This is a genomic window from Citreimonas sp. (assembly GCF_042096055.1).
Taxonomy (GTDB): domain Bacteria; phylum Pseudomonadota; class Alphaproteobacteria; order Rhodobacterales; family Rhodobacteraceae; genus Citreimonas.
In genome coordinates this window covers 4,518-8,670 of sequence record NZ_JBELMH010000103.1, presented here as the reverse complement: position 1 = coordinate 8,670, position 4,153 = coordinate 4,518, and the positions used below count along the sequence as shown (strand labels likewise).

Genomic DNA, 4,153 nt, shown 5'->3' with positions numbered 1-4,153 from the left:
CGGTCGAGACCGTGCCGGTGCCGTCCTTCAGGCCACCCTTCCAGTTGGCGGATCCGCTCTTGTTGATCATGTCGATGTCCCTTTCCTTCGGTTTGCGTCTGCGGACCAACTATTCCATGGCGGCACGGTTGCAAGAACCGTCGGAGATGTCGAAGACGTGCGCGATGGCCGGCGTGGTGCCCGCGGCGACCGGGGCCTCCGGCGGGGATACTTGCGGACCAAAGAAGCCGCCGGCATGTGCAATCAGGCGAAGGTCGCACGGTAGAGGTCTGCAAAATATGCGAAATCGTCGAAGGCGCGGTCGTGCGGGATCTCGGCCAGCGGCTCCTGCCGGATGCCTTCGGTGAACAGCCAGAACGGCACCTGCGCGCGCGACGCCGTCTGGGCATCGACGCCGTTGTCACCCACGTAGATGCCTGCGCCGCCCAATGCCTCGAAGGCGCGGTGCAGCGGCGCCGGGTCGGGCTTGCGCACCGGCAGCGTGTCCCCCGCCACGATGGCGCCGAAGAGCCCGCGCAGGTCGAGCGCGTCGAGTACCGCGTCGAGCGGCCCCGACGGCTTGTTCGTGCACAGGCCCAGCGGCACACCGTCGGCACGCAGCGCCACGAGCGCGCCGCGTGCGCCGGGAAACAGCGTGGTGCGGTCGGCCGCGGCGCGGTAGAGGTCGAGGAACCGCGCCATCAGCGCCGCGTCCTCGGCCGGGTCGAGCCCGCCCGCCGCGATCAGCCGGTCGAGGAACACGCGCTCACCCAGTCCCACGAAACTGCCGATCGTCGCCTGCGGCAGCGCCGGGCGGTCGCGGTCTTCCAGCAGCGTGTTCGCCGCCCAGGCGATCCCGGGCAGCGAGTCGACCAGCGTGCCGTCGAGGTCGAAGACGACCGGCACCATCGGCCTAGGACAGCCGGCTGACGACCACCGTCACCTCGGGCTTCTTGCCGATCTCGTTCATGCAGGTCTGGCGCACCACGCGGCGCAGCCCTTCCTCGAGCTTGGCATCGTCCTTGATGGTCTTGCCGTTGGCGCGTCCCATGAACTGGCTCAGGTCCTCTTCGAGCACATCGACCAGCGGCACGCGCGAGCGGCCTTCCTCGGCCAGGCCCATCGGGTCGCACCAGGGATCGCCCAGCGGCGTCTCGTCCTCGTCGATGATGACGGTGACGGTCACGTGGCCGTTCAGCGCCATCCGGATGCGGTCGCGCACGATGCCGTCCAGCGCGCCCACCTGCACCGTCCCGTCGAGATAGGTGCGCCCGGTCTCGATATACTCGGCGATCTCGGGCTTGTTGCCCGACAGGTCGACCATCATCCCGTTGACCGCCAGAACGCCCGCGCGGCCGCGCGCCTCGGAGAGCTTCACCATCTCGCGCAGGTGGCGGTGTTCGCCGTGCATCGGCACCACGATCTGCGGCTGCACGATGTCCTGCACGGTTTCCAGATCCGGCCGGTTGGCGTGCCCCGAGACGTGGTACATGCCGTCGTTGTCGTCGACCACATCGACGCCCTTTTCCGACAGCATGTTCATGATGCGGATGACGCCCTTCTCGTTGCCGGGAATGGTCTTGGACGAGAACAGGAACAGGTCGCCGTCCTTCAGCTCGATCCCGTTGTACTTGCCGCGCGCCAGCTGGGCGCTGGCGGCGCGCCGCTCGCCCTGGCTGCCGGTGACGATCAGCATCAGGTTCTCGCGCGGGATGTTGCCCGCGTCCTCCATCGGCACCGTGCTGGGGAAATCGGTCAGCACGCCGGTCTCGACGCCGGCCTCGATCATCCGGCGCATGGCCCGGCCCATCAGGCAGACCGAGCGGCCCGCGCGCACGCCGGCATCGGCAAGCGTCTTCACCCGCGCCACGTTGCTGGCGAAGGTGGTGGCGACGACCATGTGGCGCGCCTCGGCCACCAGCCGCTCGACCGCGGGGCCGACGGTGGCCTCGGACCGGCCGGGATGCTTGCTGAAGACGTTGGTGCTGTCGCAGACAAGCGCCTTGACGCCGGGCTTGGACACCTCGGCCCAGAGCGCGGGGTCCCACGGCTCGCCCACCAGGGGTGTCGTGTCCAGCTTGAAGTCGCCGGTGTGGATCACCCGACCCTCGGGCGTGTCGATGACCAGCGCGCTCGCCTCGGGGATCGAGTGCGAGATCGGCAGGAAGCCCACCGTGAACGGCCCGGCCTGCGTGGTCTGCGGCCAGGGCGAGCAGGTCCTGACCGTCTTCGGCCCCAGCCCGTACTCCGCCAGCTTGTGGCGCGCGATGTTCGCCGTGAAGGGCCGCGCGTAGATCGGCGCGCCCAATTGCTCGAACGTGTGGCCCACGGCGCCCACGTGATCCTCGTGCGCGTGGGTGATGAACACCGCGTCGATGCGGTTGCGGTTTTCCTTCAGCCAGGTGATGTCGGGCAGGATCAGGTCCACCCCCGGCGTGCCGTCCATGTCGGGAAAGGTCACGCCCAGGTCGACGACGATCAGCCGCTCCTCGCCGGGTTTGCCGTAGCCGTAGACGTAGCAGTTCATGCCGATCTCGCCGGCACCCCCGAGGGGTAGATAGATCAGACGTTCACCGCGCATGCAGCCCTCATGTTGTAATCGTGGATCACGGTCAGCCCGTGCATCGTCAAGTCGTCGTGGTAGTGGTCGAAAAGCTCTTCGCTCTGCTGGAACAACGGCGCCAGCCCGCCGGTCGCTATGATCTTCATGGGCGTGCCGCGCTCGGCCTTGATGCGTGCGCAGATCTCGCGCACGAGGCCGACGTAGCCCCAGAAGACGCCGGATTGCATGCAGGCCACCGTGTTGGTGCCCACCACGCGCTGCGGCTTCGAGATGTCCACATGCGGCAGCGCCGCCGCCGCCTGGTGCAGTGCCTCGAGGCTGAGGTTCACGCCCGGCGCGATCACCCCGCCCTCGTAGGCGCCGTCCTTGGCGACCACGTCGAAGGTGGTCGCGGTGCCGAAATCGACCACGATCAGGTCGCCGCCGTGCAGGTCGTAGCCCGCCACCGTGTTGACCAGCCGGTCGGGACCCACCTGTGTGCCCGCGTCGACGCGCACCGCCACCGGCAGCGCGCAATCGGGCTTGCCCACCACCATGGGGCGCGTGCGGAAATACCGGTCGGCCAGCACGCGCAGGTTGAACACCACCCGCGGCACGGTCGAGCTGATGATCACGTCGGTGATGTCGGCCTCGATGTGCTGCAGCTTCATCAGCGTCGACAGCCAGACATAGTACTGGTCGGCCGTGCGCTGATGCTCGGTCGAGGTGCGCCAGGTGGCCAGGAACCGCGTCCCGTCCCAGATCGAGAACACGGTGTTGGTGTTCCCGCAATCGATTGCCAGAAGCATGCCCGCCGCTCCCTCAGAAAAAGATGTCGGCCGCGGCGATGGCGCGGCGGCCTTGCGCGGTCTTTAGAACGATCGCGCCGGTGTCGTCCACCGTCTCGAAAATCCCGTCAACGCTCTCGCGCGGCAGCCGCGCGGTCACCGTCTCGCCCAGTCGCGCCGCGTGGGCCAGCCAGGCCGCACGCACGGGGGCGAAGCCGTAGGTGACCAGGCGCTCCTCCCAGGCGGCGAAGGACGCGGCCAGAGCGTCCAGCATCGCGTCGGGTTCGATGCGCTGCCCGGTCTCGGCCAGCAGGCTCACCGGCGGCACCGCGCCCGGCTCGACCGCGTCCGCGCCGGGCGCCGAGATCAGGTTGACGCCCACGCCCACCGCTAGCGAGCCGCCCCGCGCGCCCAGGGTTTCCAGCAGGATTCCGGCCGCCTTGCCGCCGTTCACTAGCACGTCGTTGGGCCATTTCAGCGCGAAGGCCTCGGGCGCGCCGGTCTGCGTCACGCAGGCGTCGCGCAGCGCCAGGGCCGCGGTGAAGGACCGCAGCGCCGCCTGCCCCGGCCCGCCCACGGGCCGCATCACCAGCGTCGCGGCCAAGTTGCCGCCCGCATCGCGCCAGGCCCGCCCGCGCCGGCCGCGCGCCGCGCTCTGCCGCCGCGCCATGATCCATTGCGGACCCGCAAGCGCATCGGCCACGCGCGCGGCCTCGGCCATCGTGCTGTCGACCTCGTCCAGAACGCGCCGCTCGTACCCGTCAGGCCAGCCCACGAGCGCCCCCAGCAATGCTTCTTTGGTCCGGAAATATCCCGGGGATGAATGCGCGGCACGCGCAGAAGG

4 protein-coding genes are annotated in these 4,153 nt (G+C 69.3%); all 4 read right to left on the bottom strand.

Annotated features, from left to right (window positions below; all coding sequences use genetic code 11):
- Positions 1–243: 243 nt before the first annotated feature.
- The 4 genes from ACFDTC_RS16215 to ACFDTC_RS16200 are packed head-to-tail and all read right to left on the bottom strand — an operon-like array spanning position 244 to position 4,096.
- Entirely contained in the window at positions 244–888 is a 645-nt protein-coding gene (locus tag ACFDTC_RS16215) for an HAD-IA family hydrolase (RefSeq protein WP_375259923.1), read from the bottom strand.
- A gap of 4 nt (positions 889–892) precedes the next feature.
- Entirely contained in the window at positions 893–2,560 is a 1,668-nt protein-coding gene (locus ACFDTC_RS16210; protein ID WP_375259922.1) for a ribonuclease J, read from the bottom strand.
- Entirely contained in the window at positions 2,542–3,330 is a 789-nt protein-coding gene (locus ACFDTC_RS16205; protein WP_375259921.1) for a type III pantothenate kinase, read from the bottom strand. Before ACFDTC_RS16205 ends, ACFDTC_RS16210 begins: the two co-directional genes overlap by 19 nt.
- A 13-nt stretch (positions 3,331–3,343) precedes the next feature.
- On the bottom strand, positions 3,344–4,096 hold the full coding sequence (locus tag ACFDTC_RS16200) for a biotin--[acetyl-CoA-carboxylase] ligase (protein ID WP_375259924.1): 753 nt from the start codon (positions 4,094–4,096) through the stop codon (positions 3,344–3,346).
- Positions 4,097–4,153 lie beyond the last annotated feature (57 nt).

Bases quoted from the DNA above. Each gene is read 5' to 3' on its own strand.
- ACFDTC_RS16215 (WP_375259923.1), bottom strand. From the start codon at position 888: ATGGTGCCGGTCGTCTTCGACCTCGACGGCACGCTGGTCGACTCGCTG.
- ACFDTC_RS16210 (WP_375259922.1), bottom strand. From the start codon at position 2,560: ATGCGCGGTGAACGTCTGATCTATCTACCCCTCGGGGGTGCCGGCGAG.
- ACFDTC_RS16205 (WP_375259921.1), bottom strand. From the start codon at position 3,330: ATGCTTCTGGCAATCGATTGCGGGAACACCAACACCGTGTTCTCGATC.